The following is a 16,887-nucleotide window of genomic DNA, read 5'->3' on the forward strand; positions in this document are numbered from 1 at the left end:
CCCGGCATCCGCTACGGGAACGGGTGCGGCACGGTCCGCAGCCCGCCCGCGGCTCCCGCCGGTGCCGCCGCCAGCAGCCGCGGCATCCGCAGCGCCCGCTGCCTGTGCCAGCCGAAGTCCAGCGGCAGCAGTCCGGGCGCCAGCGTCGCGACGGTCACGAGGCCCATCGCCCGCTGCTCGGGCGTCGTCTGGTCGACGGCGACGGCGTCGTGCCCGTGCACCGCGAGCGCGTCGACGAGCAGCCGCAGGTCGTCGCGGAGATCCAGCGTCGCGGGGCGCACCAGCGCCCAGTCGGCGTAGACGTCGGCCAGCGGCAGCGCGGGGTCGTCGGTCAGGAAGTCCCGGGCGTGCGCGGCCATCCGCGGCAGCCCGTAGAGCTGGGCGTGGTCCTTCAGTTGCCGTACGCGCCCGAAGTCCTCCGCCATCGCCTCCAGTTCCGCGCGGCGCTCGGCCACCTGGTACGGCAGGTGCGGGATGTACGTCAGCACCTCGCTGAGCGCGCCGGTCAGCGCGCCCGCCGGGTCCAGGGCCGCGGCGGCGCCGAACGAGAGCAGCCCGGGGCCGCCGTCCTCCCGTACCGCCACCGCGGTGATCACCGGGATGCCCAGATCGCTGCGGGTGTCGAAGGCCCGTACCTCGTAGCCGAGGAGCGCCGCCCGGTCCAGCATGCCGCGCACCCGCGGGTCGCCGGTCGAGCGGGGGTCGACGCGGGTGAGCGGGGCACGCCCGTACCAGGCGAGGAGGAAGGCGTCGCGCTCGATCAGCTCCAGCAGCCCGTACAGCGCGGCCTCGGCCGGCGAGCCGCCGGTGGCGCAGCCGTTGGAGCACTCGAAGACGAAGTTGTCGGACGGCAGCCCGGCGCTGTAGTGCACCAGCCGCGCCGGTACGAGCACGGGGTGGTCGTCGCGCAGGCAGTGGCCCCAGATCCAGGGGATCGGGCGGGCCGGGTCGAAGGGGGCCACCATGGGGTCGTCGCGGTACGTCTCCGGGGCGTACAGACCCGTGCGCCGGGGGTCGACGACGGCGTTCTCGCCCCACTCGGCGACGAGTTCGCCGAGCGAGGCGGTCACGGGGCGCAGGCCGCGGCGGGCGTGGGTGCCGGCGTAGCGCTCCAGGCCCTCCAGGTAGGCGAGGGTGCGGCTGGTGGCGTACGCGTCGGCCTGGCCGGAGAACGTGACGTCGTTGAGTCCGGCGTAGCCGCGGACGAAGGCGCTGCCGGAGATCGGCGCGGTGGTGGTGGACGCGGGGTTGAGGTGGGTGGTGGAGCCGAGGGCGCCGCAGACGGGGTTGGCCAGCGCCGCCTCGGGGAGGTCGAGGGCGGCGAGCGGGGTGACGCGGTAGACGTCGGGGGCCGGCTTCGGGGTGGCGTCGAGGGACATCCGGCCGTGCTCGGGCGCGTCGTCGGCGGGCGTCACGCAGGCGGGGCAGAGCGGCTCGGGGAGCAGCGGGAAGGTGGCGAGCGCCAGGGTGCCGAGGTCGACGCGGGTGACGCGGGCGAGTCCTTCGGGCGAGCGCCGGCCGGCGACCGCGCGGCACACGGCCCACACGGCGTCGGCGACGTGGTCCGTCAGCACCGGCCAGCCGGAGCCGCCTTGCGGCCCGAACCCGCCCTCCAGCGCCTCCCGTTCGGAGCGGGTACGCAACCGCTGCCAGCGCATCGCGAGGCACCGGCCGCAGGCGGGCCGCGGTGCGGGCGGTCCGCCTGCGGCCGGATGCGGTCCTGCGCCCCAGGGGCCGACGAGCACCGCACGCGAGGTGAGGTGCACGGTGGCGCCCGGGCGCTCGTCCGGCCACGGGTCGCGGCCGGGGTGCAGGGTGTCGGCGGCGCCGAGGGGGACGACGAGGGGGAGCGGGGGGTGCGGCGCGCCGGTGGCACCGAGGCCGCCCGCGCCCTCCGGTTCACCCCCGCCGGCCGCCCAGCGGCTCCGTAGCGCCTCCGCGAGCCAGGTCCGCGCCGCCTCGAACGGCCCCTGCGCCCCGGCCCGTACGGCCTGCGTCTGCTCCGCCGTCGTCGTCATGTGCGGTCGCTCCAGCGGAAGACCCGGAACGCCACCGCGCCGAACACCACCGCGAACGCCACCAGCCCGCCGCACGCCACCGCGATGTCCGCGCCGCCGCCCGCGTCGGTGAGCGCCGCCGACACCCCGTCGTTGAGGTGCCGCAGCGGCAGCACCCAGCTCATCGCCTGCATCCACGACGGCATGGCGTCCAGCGGGTAGAACGAGCCGGACAGGAACGCCATCGGCACCATCAGGAAGTTGGCGACCGCGGCCACCGCCTCCGGGGTGCGGGCGTAGGAGCCGACGATCGCGCCCAGCGCCAGGAACGCCGTGATCCCCAGCACCAGCACCGGGATCGCCAGCGGCCAGCCCGCGGCCAGTTCGAGCCCCATCACCGGCAGCAGCGCCACCGCGACGAACAGCACCGCCTGCACCAGGCCGATGCCCACCGCCAGCACGTACCGCGAGCCCAGCACGGCGGACAGCGGCGTGGGCGTCATCCGGATGACCCGCAGGATGTCGTCGCGCCGCCACTGCATCAGCACGAACCCGACGCCGAAGACGGCCGCGTTGCCCACGCCCCAGGACAGCACCCCGGGCGCGATGTACGCGATGTAGGGCCGGCCGCTCTCCTCCACGTCCTGGCCGTGGAAGATCAGCCCGAAGACGACGAGGAAGAGCAGCGGGAAGGCGAAGGTGAAGAAGAGCGTGGTCTTGTCCCGGGTGTACGCCCGGTAGCCGGCCTCCGCCAGCGCGGAATAGGCACTCATGGCATCTCTCTCCGATGGCTCCGAGGGCTGAGAGGGCTCCGAAGGCGAAGGACGGGGGCGGTCACGTGTCAGTCCTGGCCGGTGAGCTGGAGGTAGACGTCCTCCAGGCTGGCGGTGCGGGTACGCACCCCGTGCAGCCCGGCGGCCTTCTCCACGGCGGCCAGCACCGGCCCGGCGTCCTCGGTGCGCAGCACCAGGGCGTCGGACTCGCGGGTGACCTCGGTGACGCCGGGCAGCACCCGGGCGGCCTCCTCGCTCAGCCGCTCCGCGGGCACCAGCAGCCACACCGACGTACCGCCGCGCGCGACCAGCCTGCCCGGGGTGTCCAGGGCGGTGATGCGGCCGTGGTTGATGATCGCGACGCGGTCGCACAGCGCCTCGGCCTCGTCGAGGTGGTGGGTGGTGTAGACGATGGTGCGGCCGGCCCGCTTGAGCTCCCGCAGCAGCTCCCACAGGGCGCGGCGGGCCTGCGGGTCGAGCGCGGCGGTCGGCTCGTCCAGGAAGATCAGCTCGGGTGCGTGCACCAGCGCGGAGGCGATCGCGAGGCGCTGCCGCTGCCCCCCGGACAGGTTCTCCACCCGCACGTCGGCCTGCTCGGTGAGGCCGACGAGGGCCAGCGTGCGGTCCGCGGCGGCGCGTTCCGTCCCGTAGAGCGCGGCCATCGTCTTCAGGTGCTCGTACGCGGTGAGCCGGACGAAGAACGCCGACGTCTGCGTCTGCACGCCGAGCCGCGGCAGCAGCGCGGTGTTCCGCGGCCAGGGCGGCCGGCCCAGCACCTCGACCACGCCGCCGTCGGCCTCCCGCAGGCCCTCCATGATCTCGATGAGCGTGGTCTTGCCGGCGCCGTTGGGGCCGAGGAGGCCGAAGAACTCGCCGCTGCGGACCGTGAACGACACCTCGTCCACCGCCCGCACGTCGCCGTAGCTCTTGCGCACCGCCTCCAGGCGGACGGCCGGGGGCCGTCCCGCGGAGGCGTCGGTGTCGGTCGTCACGGGCTTCTCCTTCGGGGCTTCTGCGCGGGGGTCGGGGGTCATCGGGCTACGCCGCCAGCACCACGGCGCGGACGAGCAGCACCAGCACCGCCGCCAGCGCCACGACGGTCAGCAGCGTCCCGGCCGCGTAGCCGGTGTAGACGGCGCGGGCGCGGCGCGGGTATTCGGCGGCTCCCGGGGAGCGGCGCAGGGCCAGGGAGAGGTACGTACGGCTGGACTCGGCGAGCCGCAGGCCGCCGAGGAGCTGTCCCGCGATGGTGTAGCCGTCGAGCGGCGGGAGCGGCACCAGCATCGCCGCGGCCTGGAGCACGCCGAGGAAGAGCAGGCCCGCGAGTCCTTCGCGGGTCGAGCCCTCGGGAGCGAGCAGCCACCAGCAGAAGAACGGCAGCAGGAACAGCAGGTTGGCCACCGCCCCGGCGCCCGCGACGACGATGCGGGCGCGGCGTCCGGCCAGGTACATGTAGTCGTCGACCGTGCAGTACATGATCACCACGGGCAGCCGCCAGCGCAGCCCGATCTCCCCGACCCGGCCGCCGTGGTGCCGCGCCGCGACCCCGTGCGCGAGTTCGTGCAGCGCGGTGGAGAGCCACAGCGCGGTGGCGACGGCCGCGAGCAGCACGGGCCGGGTGAACACGGCCGCGGCGCCGTCGACCAGTTCGCCGGGGTGCAGGGCGAGCACCAGCAGCATCGCGCCGAGCGCGGCGAGCAGCACGGCGCCCCAGACGCGGCCGAGGAGGAAGCCGGTGGCGCGGTGGAGCCGTCCGGCGGTGGCGTGGGCGTCGGCGACGAGCCGTACGCTGCCGGCGAGCAGGCTCCGCGCCGGCGGCGGCTCGGGCTCGTCCTCCCGCTCGGGGCGGGGGGCGCCGTCGAGGAGGCCGCGACCGCCGAGGAGCTGGAAGAGCCGGCTGAAGTGGGCGTCGCCGAGCCGCTTGCCGAAGGCGGCCGCGTACTCGCCGCCCAGCTCCGCGACCGTACGGGAGCCGTCCATCCGTACCATCAGGAACCGCTCGCGCGGCCCGACCTCGAAGGACTGCCCGGTGGCGGTGTCCTTGACCAGGTGCACGGTACGCGGCCCGTACAGCAGCGCGTCGCTGACCAGCACCTCGGGGCGCAGCCTCGGCTGATGGGCGGCGAGCGACTCCCTGGTACCGCTCACCGCGCGCCCCCGGTGGCCGGCGCCGCGGCCCGCGCGTGCAGCGCCCGGGCCAGGACGTGGGAGAGGTACGCCTCGTCCTGGATCGTCACGTGCAGCCGGTTGTTGGTCATGTGCATATACGGGGACAGCAGCCGCTCCAGCGCCTCGTCGGGGTCGTCGACCGGCTCGTCCTGCGTGCCGTCCCAGGACCGGAAGACCAACTCGCCCCGCCCGGCCAGCTCCACCACCCGTGCGCGCAGCTCGCGGCAGTGCTCCGCCCAGCGGTCCAGCAGCGCGGGCAGCGTGCCCTCGCCCGCGGCGGCGGCGCGGATGCGGCCGTGCCAGGTGAGCAGCCCGGGGGCGACCTCGTCGGCCTTGCGCTCGTACTCGGCGCTGCCGATGAAGCCGGTGTCGGGGAACGCGCGGTGCCAGAAGGTGTAGTAGCGGTCGAGGAAGTCCGCGAGGCGGTCGTCCTCGGGCAGGAACGCGGTCGACATGATCAGCATGAGCTGCGCGGAGGTGCCGAGCAGCACGGTGCGCAGGTGCAGGTTCTTGCCGCGCAGCGCGTCGCACACCAGCTCGCTGGAGCGGGCGAAGTGCCACTCGGCGAGCGCGACGCCGGCCGGGCCGCCGTACTTGCCGTACTCGGGCTCGTACGGCAGCCAGGCGCGCGAGTTGTTGGGCCGCAGGTTCATGCGGCCGTCGGCGTCGGTGTAGGCGACGCGGTCCTCGGGGCGGAACTCGATGTCGAAGAGCTGGTTGTAGAACTCGTTGAGGAAGCCGGAGTCGACCTGGTAGAGCGCGGGGCGCTCGGCGAGGAAGGCGTCGACGGCGCGCTCCGCGCGCGCCCGTACCTCCGCCTCTCGCCCCGGGGAGGAGGGGCGGAGGCGGAGGCGGACGTGGGGGCCTTCGAGCCAGTAGTTCAGGAAGAACCAGCCGTCGAGAAGGCCGTCGTCGTGCAGCTCGCGAACGAGCGGACGGACGCATTGGAGGAGCAGGGGGACGGGGCTGGCGGCGTAGTAGACGTGCAGTGCCTGCCAGTCGCCGGGGGGCGCGGGCTGGTCGGTCACGGGGTCTCCCCTTCTGCGGTGCCGGGCGGCGCGGGGGCCGTCTCCACGGCCAGCTCCACGACGTGCCCGCCGTGTTCTGTCGTCAGGTACGGGCCGTCCTCGTCGGGCAGCGCCTCGCGGAACGTCACGCGGGCGGCGTCGCTGCGCAGCAGGCCCTCGAAGGCCAGCAGCGACAGCGGGCTGTCGAAGTCGAGGTACTGCGGTTTGGCGCCGGTCGCGCCGCGCGCCGCGTCGTCCTTGACCATGGCGTAGACCCGGGCGGGCAGCCCGTGCCGGCGCCGCCAGCGGTGCCAGGCCAGCAGCCACCCGGCGTCCCCGGTGCCGGCGGCGCGCGGCGGGAGCGCGGTCGCGGGGGCGCGCCAGGAGCGGCGGGCGAGGACGAGGCGGCCGTGGCGTACGCGCGGGCGGTGGGTGACCCCGTCGTCCGGCTCGCCCTCGGGGACCCCGGCCCAGACGTCGACCGGGGACATCGAGGTCGGCGAGAGCAGCAGCAGGGTGCGGGGGATCTCGGGGAGCGCCAGCGGGACGAGGTAGCCGAGGTAGACCGGCACCACCTCGCGGCCCAGCCGCGCCGAGCGCAGCACCAGCCGGTCGGTGGCGGGGTCGTGCTCCAGGCCGAGGTCGTCCAGGGCGATGCGGTAGTGCTCGGGTACGGAGCTGGTCTCGCCGGGGCAGACGATCTCGTAGTCGGTGAGGCGGCCGTGCAGGTTGAGGTTGCTGGTCACGGGGCCGCCGGTGACCTCGGCGAAGACGGCGCCGGTGGGCTGGAGTTCACGGGCCCGGGTGCGCAGTTCCGCGGAGAGGCCGCCGGGGGTGCCGTCGGGCGTGCCGTCGGCGCCGTCGAAGCAGTGGGTGAAGCGGCTGAACGGGAAGTGCAGCCCGCCGTACGAGCGGTTGAGCACCACCAGCGGCTCGGATCCGGCGAGCTGGACGTGGTGGCTGTGCAGCGCGGGCTCCGCGGGGAGCGCGGCCAGTTCGGCGGCGACGGCGTCGAAGAGGCCCGTGCCGAGGACGAGTTCGGGGTCGTCCGCCGCGTGGTCGGCCCAGTGGGCCCGTACCCCGGCGTGGAACGCGCGCCGTGCGGCGTCGACCGCCCGAAGGTGCGGCAGGCCGAGCCAGTTCTCCTCCGGTACGTACTCCCCCTTCGCGTCGAAGGGGGTGCGGCGCGAGGTGAACGACAAGTACTGGTCGAAGAAGTCCTCGTGGAAGTCGTGGATCAGCTTCAGCAGGTCGGTGCAGCGCCCGCCGGGGCCGTAGCGGGCGAGGAAGAACCCGCGCAGCGTCAGCCGCTGCGGCAGCGTCAGGTCGAAGGCGGGCAGCACCCGCTCCACGGCGGCGAGCGGCCCGGCGAGGGCGTCCACGAGCCCGGTGGCCCGCGCGGCGTCGGGCCGCGCGGTGCCGGGCTGCCCCCCGCCGGCCGCCCGCCCGGTGCCGGGGGCCGTCACCTCCGGCGCCGTCGTGTCCTCGTACAGCACCGTGCGCGGCACCCGGGGCTGCGCCACGCCCAGCTCCCGCTGCACGTCCGCCAGCCGCCGCCGCAACTCGCCCAGCAGCTCGCGCCGCTCGGCGGGACCGGCGGCGGGATACCGGGCCAGCAGCTCCGCCGGCCCCTCCAGCGCCGCGGCGACGTCGTCGGCCCAGGGCCGGTCGAGGCCGCGCAGCGCGCGCTGGAAGGCGCCGAGGGGATCGGTGTCGTGGGCGCGCAGGTCGAGACACGGCACGCGGACCATGCCGACGTCGAGCAGGGCGGCCAGGTACGTGTCGACGGCCTCGCGGTCGGCGTCCAGATCCGCGCCGAGCCAGTCGGCCAACTCCCCGTAGCGGACGCTCTCCCGCTTCTCCAGCAGCCCGAGCATGCGCTCCAGCACACCGCTGCGGCGCAGGAAGAAGAGCTGGTCCTTGACGGTGTCGAAGGTGACGGCGGTGTCGTCGTCACCGGCGGTCACCCACCGGCGCACGTAGCGCACGCGGTCCTCGTCGCGGCCCCAGCCGGGCGCGGGCGCGACGGGGAGGTCGGCGCGGCGGCGGGGGTCGGCGAGCACGGCGTCGGCGAGCCGGCCGACGGCGAGGACGTTGAGGCGGGGGTGGCTGCGGGGGGTGTACGGGCCGGTGAGGCGCAGGGGCGCGCCGTCGGTCGGCCCGGTGTCCGTGAGGCGGCCCAGCGCGACGGAGGTGAAGGCGGCGAACGGGCTCGTCTTGCACGCCGTGCGGTAGAGGTACGCGAGCAGCGAACGCTCCACCTTCCGCGTCCGCTTGTCCGCGCGCGCCGGGTCGGAGGCGGCGAAGGCGTCCACCTGCGCGTCGAGTACGGGTGAGGCCAGCAGCACGCCGCCGCGCAGCCGGTCCTCGCCGAGGACGGCGCGCAACGCGGTGCGCGTACGCAGCAGTTCGCCGCTCAGCAGCTCCTCGCCCGCCGCCAGGTCGTCGTCCAGCCGGGCCCGCAGCTCCAGCCAGCCCCGCAACGGCTCGGCGACCTGCGGCGCCAGCCCGTCGACCAGCGCGAGGGCGGCCCCCGGGTCGGCGGGGCGCCGTCCGTTGAACACCTCCCGGCGCAGCCGCAGCAGGTCGCGCCGCATCCGCTCGTCGTCCCGTCCGGCGACGAGGTCGTGCAGCCGGTCGCCCAGCGGCCCGGCGTTCTTCGCCAGCCGGGCCTCGGCGGCGAGCACGCCGTCCGCCCAGTCCCGTACCGCGGGCGAGCGCAGGGCCCGTACGGCATCGGCGGGCAGACCGGCTATCCGGGCGAGGAACCGCGGGCCGAGGGAGGGCGCGGTGCGCGCGGCGCCGTCGGCGAGGGCCGTCTCCGTTGCCATGGCCGCCCCCTCAGGCGATCTCGAAGCGGAAGTCGGACGCGCCGCGCCGCTCATGGCCCAGCATCATGATCAGCAGCGGCATCTCGTCCGTCTCCACCAGCTCGAACCGCTCGCGGTACGCGATGTTGTCGAAGCCCAGCGCCACCCCGCAGCCGACGTCCAGCGCCGCCGCCGCGGTGTACGTGGCCTGGGCGACGCCGCCGATGAGCGCGTTGACCAGGCGGTAGCCGCGGTCGCCGACCGCGTCGAGCACGCTGTGCGTGCGGACCGTGGGCACGAGCACCGCGGCGGCCTGCTCCAGGTTGTAGTTGGCCAGGAAGTAGTTCTCCTGGAGGAACGCGCCCGGCGGCTCCGCCGAGACGCACCGCAGCGCGCCGGGGTCGCCGCCCGGCACGTACTCATACGTGCCGGGCGCCACCCCGGTCACGTGGTTGACCAGCGCGTACATCTTGACGAGGCCGTCCGCGCCCGCCGCCGCCCCGTCCCCGCCGAGCCGGGAGCCGCCCGCGGCGGCGGCCAGGCAGGCCGTCAGATGGGCGCCGTCCAGCGGCCGTTCGGCCGCGAACCGCCCGAAGCTGCTGCGCCGCGCGCGCAGCGCCGCCCGTACGTCCCGGGCCAGCGGTGCCCGCCGCGGCAGCGCCGTCTCGGGCCGCCCCGGGCCGGGCGCGGGGGCCGCGGCGGCGGCGAGCGCGCCGGGGGCGGGGCGGGCGGCGGCGTCGGCGGCGGTCGCGTGGTGCATGGAGGTGAGGGCGTCGAAGGCCAGGACGGTACGGGAGCGTTCGCTGTCGCGGCGGCGGACGGAGACCTCGGGGGGCGCGGCGGGCAGCGGCGCGCCGGGGGCGTCGTCCCCGGGCCGCGCGGCGACCCCGTACCCCGCCCACGGCAGCGGGACGACCGCGAAGATCCCCTCCTCCTCGCCGGCGACCCCGAGCAGCCGCGTCAGCCGCTCCTCGTCGAACCACAGCGCCGGCTCCAGCGCCGTCCCCCGCGCGCCCGCCCACGTCCGCCAGGTGCCCAGCAGTGCGCCCACGTCCATGCTCACCGCGTGGAAGGAGAAGCTGTTGTACTTGAAGGAGTTCTGCCAGTACTTCACGCCCAGCACCAGGAACTGGTCCGTCCCGGGACCCGGCGCCCCCTCCCCCAGCGCCTCGCGCACCACCCCGCTGACGTCGCCGGTCAGCAGCCGGCGCAGGGCGTGGTGGCGGGGCGAGTAGTGGTGGACGCCGGGCGGTACGGGCGCGGAGGGGCCGCTGACCCAGTAGACGGAGACGGGGTAGAGGCCGCCGCCGGAGGCGGTGCCGCGGGACCAGTTGGCGAGGGGGTAGAACGGCAGGGCGCTAAGGTCCGTGTTGGCCTGCACGCCGAGGCGCCGGCCCACCAGCCCGTACGAGTCCCGCAGCAGCCCGGCGAGCAGCCCGAGGTCGAACGCGGGCCCGCCGCCGCCCGCGGGGGTCAGCAGCCCGCGCTCGACGGTGGCGTACGCCGGGTACGCGGGTCCCGCCGGCAGCGGCAGCCGGTCCGCACCGGGGTAGTGCTTGGTCTTGCGGGGACCGTCCGCCCAGTCGGGCACGAAGTCCACCGGCTCCATCGGCACCCGGCCGCGATGCATGATCGCGGTCGCGTATCCGTGGGCGTATCCCATCGTCTGCTCCTTCTCCGGGTGGTGGCTTCCGCGAGTTCGGTCGGGTCGGTCAGGGGAACGGGTGCGGTGCGGGGTTCAGCTCGGCGTCGGTGAGGTCGTGGTCGCGCAGGCCGGCCTCGCGCAGCCCCGTACGCAGCCGGGGCATCCCCAGCGCCCGCTGCCGGGACCAGCCGAAGTCGATGGGCAGCAGCCCCGGTACGAGCACGCTGACCGTCCACAGCCCCCGCTCCCGCTGCTCGGGCAGGGTCTGGTCGACGACGATCACCTCGAACCCGGCCTCGGCGACCGCCGCCACGCACGCGGCGGCGTCGTCGGCGAGGTCGTCGGAGACGGGCAGGGTGCGCGCGCCGTACCGCTCGTGCAGGGGCACGGGGGGCCGGTCGGTCTTCAGGAGGAAGTCGGCGTGGCGGGCCATCTCGGGCAGCCCGTAGACGAGCGGGTGGTCGTGGAGGGCGGCGACCTGGCCGAAGTCGGCGGCCATCGCCTTCAGCCGGACCTCCTCGCGCTCCGTACGGCCCGCGAGGTTGACGGCATCGGTGGCGATCTCGTCCAGCGCGGAGGCGAGCGCCGCCTCGGGGTCGAGCCCGGCGCCGGCGCCGAAGCACATCCGGCCGGGCCCGCCGTCGTAGCGCTCGGCGACACCGGTGACGACCGGGATGGGGAAGGTCAGCGCGGCGTCGAAGAACCGGGCGCGGTAGCCGTACATCTCCAGCCGCGCGACCATCTGCCGGGTGGCGGGGCGGGTGGCGGAGGCGGGGTCCAGTTCGGTCAGGGGCTGCTGCCCGTACCAGGCGAGGAGGAAGGCGTCGCGCTCGACGACCTCCATCAGCCCGTAGTAGACGGCCTCGGCGGCGGAGCCGCCGGAGGCACAGCCGTTGGAGCTCTCCTGCACGAAGCGGTCGGCCAGGCCCGGGGTGTGGTAGTACGTCAGCACTTCGGGCACGAGCAGGGGGCGGCGCTCGGTGAGGGAGTGACCCCAGACCCAGGAGACCTCGCGCTCGGGCGTGAACGGGGCGATGCCCGTCGCCGTGTGGAACTCCGGGGCGTAGAGGCCGCAGCGGCGGGGGTCGAGGGCGGGCCGGCCGGCGGCGGTGAGCTGGTCGAGGCTGGCCCGCACGGTGGTCGCGCGGGCGCGGGGACGCATGCCGGCGTAGCGCTCCAGGCCCTCCAGGACGCCGATGCGCAGGCTGTCGCGGAAGGTGTCGGCGTGGCCGCCCCAGAACGTCTCGCGGAGGTAGTCGCCGGAGCGGAGCGAGAAGCAGCCGATGGTGGCGGAGGTGGAGGTGGACGACACGTCGAGCACGACGGTGGGCCCGAGGGCCCCGCAGACGGGATTCGCGAACGCCGCGATGGGCAGGTCGTAGTCCGCGAGCGCGCGGGTACGGAAGGCGCCGGGGCGGTACTTGGGGGACGGGACGAGGTCGAGGACGGCGGCGTCTTCGGCTCCCGCTCCCGGGGACCGCAGCCGGGGCACTCGGGGTCGGGGACGAGGGGGTAGCGGCGGACGGTGAGGTCGCCGAGGTCGAGCTGGTGGACGTGGGGGAAGGGGGCGGGGCGGGGATCGGCGGTGTCGCGGGGGGCGGTGCCACCGCGACCGGCCGTGGTCTCACGGCGAGCGGTGGAGACGACCCGGGCCACGACACCGGCGAGCGCCTCGGCGGCGAACGGCCCCCACTGCGGCGGCACTCCGGCGGCCCCGGTGTCACCCCCGAGTTCGACGGCCTCCCGCAGTTGCCGCGACCGCGCGGCCTGCCAGCGCCGCTCCAGACACCGCACGCACCCCCGCCGCCCGGCCTCGGCGAGCGGCCCCACGAGGGCGTGCCGCCCGTAGATCCGTACGGGAACCGCGCCCGCAGCGGCAGGGGGACGCGGACCGCCGACGGCGCCACCCGCCCGGACCGCCGGCTCCGCGAAGGCGTTCGTGAGCCCCAGCGGGGCCACCTCCACCCGCGGGGGCGCGGGCAGCAGCGCTGCCAGGCGGGCCGCCAGATCCGAGGCCACGTCCGCGCACCCGGCGGTCCACACGTCAGTCGTCGGCACCGGCGGACTCCGTGGTCAGCAGCACCCGGGCGGTGTACAGGCCGGCCGACCGCAGGTCGGCCGGGGTGGTGTCCCGCCACCACACGTCGCGGCCCGCGGCGCGGAGACGGTCCAGGACCGCCGGGAACGTCACCGGCCCACCGTCCCCGCCGTCCCCGCCGGACGGCTGTATCGCGCCCGGGGCCAGGTCCGGCAGCAACTCGTCGCCCGTGTCCGGCGCCTCCCCCGTCTCCGCCGCCAACTGCACCTGCCCCAGCAGGTCCCGCAGCGCCGCGACCGCCGCCCCCGCCGGGGTCAGCGAGGCGCCCACCGCCCAGCGCGCGCCCACCCCCGGCTCCCGGGCCAGCGCCACCGACACCCCGCTGCGCTCCGACTCCCCCAGGTCCAGCAGCTCCACCGGCACGCCCAGCGTCTCCGCCGAGCGGGCCAGGAAGACCCACTCCGGGTCGTCCGACGTTCGCTGCGCGCGGACCGGGGTAGCCCCGTGACCACCCCGAGCCGCGCGCAGCAACGCCTCGTGCGCCAGCGCCGACAGCAGGGCGTGCCCCGCCGCCTCGCCCGCGCACTCCCCCGCACCCGTACCCCACGAACCGCGCAGCACCAGGCCGTCCCGGTTCGCCGCCCCCGAGGGGCACAACGCCGCCGCCGGCACGGCGGCTTCGTCCTTCGTCAGCAGCGACGTGACCCGCGCCCACGCCGTCACCGCGTCCGCGGCGACCCCCGTGCCGCCGGACGCGACCAGCGCCTCGGGCCCCAGCCGCCGCAGCCGCGCCGGGAGTTCCGGCAGCGGCCGTACGGGCGCGGCGTACTCCGCGTACAGCGTCGCCGCCGCGCGCAGGCCGCGCCCGCGCGCGCCCGCCAGGTGGTGCACGTCGAACGCCGAGACCAGCCGCCGGCCCGCGCCCAGCGGCACCTCGATGCGGCTGACCTTCAGCGGCGTCTGCGTCAGCTCCTCGTCGCGGTAGCGGGTGAACACGCCGACGTGCGGGCGGATGAGCGCGTCTCCGAGCCGGTTGAGCCCGGCGACCAGTTCCTCCGCGTCGCGGGCCGTCTCCACCGTCACCGGCTCCGCGACCGTCAGCTCCTCCGGCCGCAGCTCCGAGCCGTCCGCCCCGGGGCCCGCGGCCGGTCCCGCACACCGCGGGCAGCGCGGGTGCGGGCGCAGCGGCTCGGCGACGACGTCGAGCGAGTCCAGGTCCTGGATGAGCACCTGGCCCTCGGTCTCCGCGGGCAGCGCGCCGGTGACGGTACGGAAGATCTCGTACGCGAGCAGATTGCCGACCATCGCCGCGACCGGCCCGGCCAGCGCCCCGCCCGCCGGAACCGCGGCCGGCTCGGCCACCCCCGCCAGCTCCGCGAGCAGCGCCGCCGCGGCCGCGGGGTCGGTGGTGTCGCCGAGCCGCAGCAGGGCGCAGCCGAGGCAGCCCGCGGTCAGCCCGCCGGAGCGGGGGCCGACGACGACGCGGTCGCCGAACGTCCAGGCGGGGATGAGGAGCTGGCCCTCGGCGAGGCCGGCCCGCAGCAGGGCGTGGGTGCGGGCGGGCGCGTCGGCGCCGGTCACGACGAGCACCTGGTAGGAGCCGAGCGCGTCGGCGTCCACGGCGTCGAGCGCGGCCGGGCAGCCGGCGGCGGTCAGCTCGCCGGCCTCGGCGAGCGCCGCCCCCGGCCGCTCCTCGGCGGCGACGGCGGCGAGCCCGTTGCGTATCAGACCCAGCACGCACCAGCGCGCCGCCTCGCCCGTGCCGAGGACCGCCACCCGGGTGCCGCGGAAGCGGGCGAAGCGGGCCGCGGCCTCGTCCACGTAGTGGTCGACGTACGCGATCTGCGCCGCGAACCGCTCCGCGACCGCGGCCGGCGGACCGGGCTCGACGGCCGGCGCGGCGTCGCGGGCGAAGTCCCGCTCCACCAGCGAGCCGACCAGCTCCGCGACCATCGCCCGCTGCGGGGCGCCGAGCCCGGCGCAGATGTCGGTGAGCGGGCGGCTGCCGTCGAGGTGCGGAACGATCAGGGAGGCGAAGCGGTACGCCGTGCGACCTGCCAGGTGGAAGCCGCCGTCGGCGTTGTGGAACAGCACGCCTCCGGGGGTCTGGGTGAACAGCACGTCCCGGCGCAGCCTGGGCCGCATCCCGGCGAGGTCGTCGAACGCTCGTGGCATCCCTCTCACACCTTCTGTCTCGGCTGACTGGTCCGGTTCGACTGGGTCGACCGACTGGGCTGGCTGGGCGAGTTGGCCGGGCCGGCGGAGCCGGGCTGACCGGGCCGGCCGGTGGGGCCCGGCTGCGGGGCGTGGCCCGACCGGCTGTCCGGGCCCGCCTGACCGGACTGGCCCGCCTGACCGGACTGGGCCGACAGACCGGACTGGGCCGACAGACCGGACTGGGCCGACGGACGGGCCCGGCTCGACCGGATGTCCTGACCGGGCCCGCCGGTCGGGCCCGGCCCACCGGCCCGACCCGGCGTACCGGCCCGGCCGGACGTACCGACCCCGCTCACCGCCCCGGCCTCGCCCGGCTCGTCCGTCCGGCCGTCCCGCCCCGCCACCAGCCGCACGTGCAGCCGCAGCAGCAGATGCGGGTGGTACGGACCCGGCGGGCCGTCCTCCACCAGCCCCGCGTCCGCGAGCCGTTCGAGGACCGCCTCGCACTCCGCGACCGGCAGCCCCAGCACCGCAGCCCCGTCCTCCGCGTGCCAGCCGGGTTCGTCGAGCGCGCCGAGCGCGACGTACGCCGCCGCGAGATCGGGGTCGAGACGGTCCAGGGCCGCGTCGAACAGCTCCACCACCGACATCCGCGGGTGGCCGCTGAGCGACAGCCGGCCCAGCGGGTCGTCGGCCAGCCAGCGGGCGCAGTCGCCGAGCCCCAGCGCCGGCCGGGTGCCGAGCCGGGCGGCGGCGATGACCAGCGCCAGCGGGTGGTGGCCGCACACCCCGGCCAGTTCCTCCGCGCCGCTGGGCTCGTCGGCCACCCGCTCCGCGCCGAGGACCGCCGTCAGTAGCTCCCGCGCCTCCGCGGCGGGGAGCGGCCCGAGGCGGTGGACCCGTACGCCGTGGGTGGCGACCAGCCCGGCGAGCCCCAGCCGGCTGGTGAGCAGCACCCCGTGCCCGGGTACCGCGGCCAGCACGTCGCCCGCCTGGGCCGCGTCGACCACGTCGTCCAGGATCAGCAGCGCCCGTGGGCCGGAGCCGGCCTCCGGCGTCCCGAGCCGCGCGGCGAGTTCGTCGACGACCTCCGCCGCGCCGCGCGGCGAGCCGTCCGGCTCCGCCATGGGCACCAGCGTCTGGCCGCCGGGGAAGTGGTCGCGTACGAGATGGGCCACCTGCTGGGCGAGGGCGGTCTTGCCGATCCCGGGCCCGCCGCAGACGAGTTCGGCCACCGGCGTGCCCGAGCCGTCCGGCTCCGCGGTCAGCCGCCGCCGCAGCGTCGCCACCGCCTCCGCCCGCCCGGTGAACCACGGCACCGGCGGCAGCCCCGGCGGGTCGGGGGCCGGCGCGGGCGCGGCCGGCGCCCCGGCCGGGAGCCCGGCCAGGGCGGGCGGCTCGGTCGCCGGACCCAGGTCCTCGCCGCGCAGGATCGACAGCTCCAGCCGCTGCAGCGCGGCCGAGGGCCCGACGCCGAGGCCGTCCGCGAGGTAGGCCTTGAAGCCGCGGTACTCCGCCAGCGCCTCCGTCTGCCGCCCCGTGCGGTACAGCGCCTCGATCAACTGCTCCCGGAACCGGCCGTGATCGGGGTGCGCGCGGGTGACGTTCCACAGGTCCACCAGCGCCTGCCCGCACTGCCCCAGCTCCAGCCGCAGGTCGCACAGCCGCTCCACGACCCGCAGCCGCTCCTCCAGCAGCCGCGGCACCTCGTCGCGGTGGATCGCCTCCGACCGTACGTTGGCCAGCACCCCGGTCTGCCACAGCGCCAGCGCCCCCTGCAGCGCCCCCGTCGCCGCCTCCGCCGACAGGCCCGGCTCCTGCGTGCGCCGTACCCGGTCGCGGAACTCGACGAGGTCGAGGAAGCGCGCGCCCGCGGTGATCCGGTAGCCGCCGGGCACCGCCTCGATGGGGGTGTCGACCACCTCATGCCTGGCGAAGAGCCGCCGCAGCCGCAGCACGCACGTCTGCAGTGCGGCCCGCGCGGTGGCCGGCTGCTCGTCGCCCCAGACCATGCGCTGCAGGTAGTCGACGGAGACGATGGAGCCCGCGTTGAGCAGCAGGGCGGCGAGCAGGTTGGCCGGCTTGGAGGGTTGCAGGACGACGGTCTCGCCGCCGTCGGTGATGCTCAGCGGGCCGAGCAGCTGGAACCGCACCGCGCTCACCGGCGCCTCCGGGGGCCGGTGGAGCCGTGCGGGGGGAATGCGGGCGGGGGTGGGAGCGTGATCCGGGTCGTCATGCGAGCCACCTGTGTCCTGGGTGGGGTCGGAAGGACGCTCGCGACGCTACCCGCG

9 protein-coding genes and 1 pseudogene are annotated in these 16,887 nt (G+C 76.3%); all 10 read right to left on the reverse strand.

The annotated features are described in order from the left end of the window. Positions 1–11 precede the first annotated feature (11 nt). On the reverse strand, positions 12–2,018 hold the full coding sequence (locus tag ABGA99_RS28605; protein WP_347575031.1) for a TOMM precursor leader peptide-binding protein: 2,007 nt from the start codon (positions 2,016–2,018) through the stop codon (positions 12–14). Beyond that, entirely contained in the window at positions 2,015–2,770 is a 756-nt protein-coding gene (locus ABGA99_RS28610) for an ABC transporter permease (RefSeq protein WP_347575030.1), read from the reverse strand. The genes ABGA99_RS28605 and ABGA99_RS28610 overlap by 4 nt, the downstream gene beginning before the upstream one ends. Before the next feature lie 68 nt (positions 2,771–2,838). Then, a complete protein-coding gene (locus ABGA99_RS28615; RefSeq protein ID WP_347575029.1) occupies positions 2,839–3,762 on the reverse strand; it encodes an ABC transporter ATP-binding protein in 924 nt (307 codons plus the stop codon). A gap of 46 nt (positions 3,763–3,808) precedes the next feature. Beyond that, the gene (locus tag ABGA99_RS28620; RefSeq protein ID WP_347575028.1) at positions 3,809–4,918 is read right to left on the reverse strand and encodes a M50 family metallopeptidase; all 1,110 of its coding nucleotides are present in this window, start codon (positions 4,916–4,918) and stop codon (positions 3,809–3,811) included. Continuing rightward, entirely contained in the window at positions 4,915–5,967 is a 1,053-nt protein-coding gene (locus ABGA99_RS28625; protein WP_347575027.1) for a lantibiotic dehydratase C-terminal domain-containing protein, read from the reverse strand. Before ABGA99_RS28625 ends, ABGA99_RS28620 begins: the two co-directional genes overlap by 4 nt. Beyond that, positions 5,964–8,777, reverse strand: a complete 2,814-nt coding sequence (locus tag ABGA99_RS28630) for a lantibiotic dehydratase (protein ID WP_347583729.1) — start codon at positions 8,775–8,777, stop codon at positions 5,964–5,966. Before ABGA99_RS28630 ends, ABGA99_RS28625 begins: the two co-directional genes overlap by 4 nt. Positions 8,778–8,787: 10 nt before the next feature. Then, positions 8,788–10,419, reverse strand: coding sequence for a nitroreductase family protein (locus tag ABGA99_RS28635; protein ID WP_347583730.1), 1,632 nt, complete (start codon positions 10,417–10,419; stop codon positions 8,788–8,790). Positions 10,420–10,468: 49 nt separating this feature from the next. Continuing rightward, a pseudogene (locus tag ABGA99_RS28640) lies at positions 10,469–12,459 on the reverse strand (TOMM precursor leader peptide-binding protein). After that, a complete protein-coding gene (locus tag ABGA99_RS28645; protein WP_347583731.1) occupies positions 12,446–14,614 on the reverse strand; it encodes a TOMM precursor leader peptide-binding protein in 2,169 nt (722 codons plus the stop codon). Before ABGA99_RS28645 ends, ABGA99_RS28640 begins: the two are co-directional and overlap by 14 nt. A gap of 5 nt (positions 14,615–14,619) precedes the next feature. Then, positions 14,620–16,749 (reverse strand): BTAD domain-containing putative transcriptional regulator, encoded by a 2,130-nt coding sequence (locus ABGA99_RS28650; protein WP_347583739.1) that lies wholly within the window; start codon positions 16,747–16,749, stop codon positions 14,620–14,622. Between the last annotated feature and the right edge of the window lie 138 nt (positions 16,750–16,887).

The sequence above is a fragment of the Streptomyces sp. B5E4 genome (assembly GCF_039871555.1).
Taxonomy (GTDB): Bacteria; Actinomycetota; Actinomycetes; order Streptomycetales; family Streptomycetaceae; genus Streptomyces.

What these genes read in the sequence shown, in the direction of transcription:
- ABGA99_RS28645 (WP_347583731.1), bottom strand. Translation starts at nt 14,614, where the DNA reads ATGCCACGAGCGTTCGACGACCTCGCCGGGATGCGGCCCAGGCTGCGC.
- ABGA99_RS28630 (WP_347583729.1), bottom strand. Translation starts at nt 8,777, where the DNA reads ATGGCAACGGAGACGGCCCTCGCCGACGGCGCCGCGCGCACCGCGCCC.
- ABGA99_RS28635 (WP_347583730.1), bottom strand. Translation starts at nt 10,419, where the DNA reads ATGGGATACGCCCACGGATACGCGACCGCGATCATGCATCGCGGCCGG.
- ABGA99_RS28605 (WP_347575031.1), bottom strand. Translation starts at nt 2,018, where the DNA reads ATGACGACGACGGCGGAGCAGACGCAGGCCGTACGGGCCGGGGCGCAG.
- ABGA99_RS28610 (WP_347575030.1), bottom strand. Translation starts at nt 2,770, where the DNA reads ATGAGTGCCTATTCCGCGCTGGCGGAGGCCGGCTACCGGGCGTACACC.